Origin of the sequence: Streptomyces viridiviolaceus, from assembly GCF_014650995.1 — a bacterium.
Taxonomy (GTDB): Bacteria; Actinomycetota; Actinomycetes; order Streptomycetales; family Streptomycetaceae; genus Streptomyces; species Streptomyces viridiviolaceus.
Window position 1 is genome coordinate 1 of the sequence record NZ_BMWA01000083.1, and the last position, 1,580, is coordinate 1,580.

At 69.1% G+C, this 1,580-nt stretch carries 1 protein-coding gene; it reads right to left on the reverse strand.

What is annotated here, in order from left to right:
- Positions 1 to 4: 4 nt before the first annotated feature.
- A partial coding sequence (locus IE260_RS40970) for an acyl-CoA carboxylase subunit beta (protein WP_189881014.1) occupies positions 5 to 1,580 on the reverse strand: 1,576 nt, incomplete at its 5' end.

Genomic DNA, 1,580 nt, shown 5'->3' on the forward strand with positions numbered 1-1,580 from the left:
GGGCTCAGAGGGGGATGTTGCCGTGCTTCTTCGGGGGGAGGGTTTCGCGTTTGGTGCGCAGTTGGCGCAGGCCGCGGACGATGTGGCGGCGGGTGTCGGAGGGCATGATCACGGCGTCGACGTAGCCGCGTTCGGCGGCGGTGTAGGGGTTGAGGAGGGTGTCCTCGTATTCCTGGATGAGGCGGGCGCGGACCGCTTCGACGTCCTCGCCGCTGGTGTCGGCCTCGGCCAGGGTGCGGCGGTGCAGGATGTTGACGGCGCCCTGGGCGCCCATGACGGCGATCTGGGCGGTGGGCCAGGCGAGGTTGAGGTCGGCGCCGAGGTGTTTGGAGCCCATGACGTCGTAGGCGCCGCCGAAGGCCTTGCGGGTGATGACGGTGATCAGGGGGACGGTGGCCTCGGCGTAGGCGTAGATGAGTTTGGCGCCGCGGCGGATGATGCCGTCGTGTTCCTGGTCGACGCCGGGCAGGAAGCCGGGGACGTCGACGAAGGTGAGGACGGGGACGTTGAAGGCGTCGCAGGTGCGCACGAAGCGGGCGGCCTTCTCGCTGGCGGTGATGTCCAGGCAGCCGGCGAACTGCATGGGCTGGTTGGCGACGATGCCGACGGGGCGGCCCTCGACGCGGCCGAAGCCGGTGAGGATGTTGGGGGCGAACAGCGGCTGGGTCTCGAAGAACTCGGCGTCGTCGAGGACGTGCTCGATGACGGTGTGCATGTCGTAGGGCTGGTTGGCGGAGTCGGGGACGAGGGTGTCCAGCTCGCGGTCCTCGTCGGTGACCGCCGGGTCCGCCTCTTCGGGGAAGGCGGGGGGCTCGGAGAGGTTGTTGGACGGCAGGTAGGACAGCAGCTGTTTGACGTACTCGATGGCGTCTTTCTCGTCGCCGGCCATGTGGTGGGCGACGCCGGAGGCGGTGTTGTGGGTGCGGGCGCCGCCAAGTTCCTCGAAGCCGACGTCCTCGCCGGTGACGGTCTTGATGACGTCGGGGCCGGTGATGAACATGTGGCTGGTCTGGTCGACCATGACGGTGAAGTCGGTGATGGCGGGGGAGTAGACCGCGCCGCCGGCGCAGGGGCCGACGACCAGGCTGATCTGGGGGATGACGCCGGAGGCGTGGGTGTTGCGGCGGAAGATCTCGCCGTAGGCGCCCAGCGAGGCGACGCCTTCCTGGATGCGGGCGCCGCCGGAGTCGTTGATGCCGATGACGGGGCAGCCGGTCTTCAGGGCGAAGTCCATGACCTTGACGATCTTCTGGCCGTAGACCTCGCCGAGGGCGCCGCCGAAGACGGTGAAGTCCTGGGAGAAGACGGCGACGGGGCGGCCGTCGACGGTGCCGTAGCCGGTGACGACGCCGTCGCCATAGGGGCGGTTGGCGTCCAGGCCGAAGTTGGTGGAGCGGTGCCGGGCGAACTCGTCCAGCTCGACGAAGGAGTCCTCGTCGAGCAGCAGGTCGATCCGCTCGCGGGCGGTGAGTTTGCCCTTGGCGTGCTGCTTCTCGACGGCGCGTTCCGAACCGGCGTGCGTCGCTTCCTCGATACGGCGCCTCAGATCCGCGAGCTTCCCCGCGGTCGTGTGGATGTCG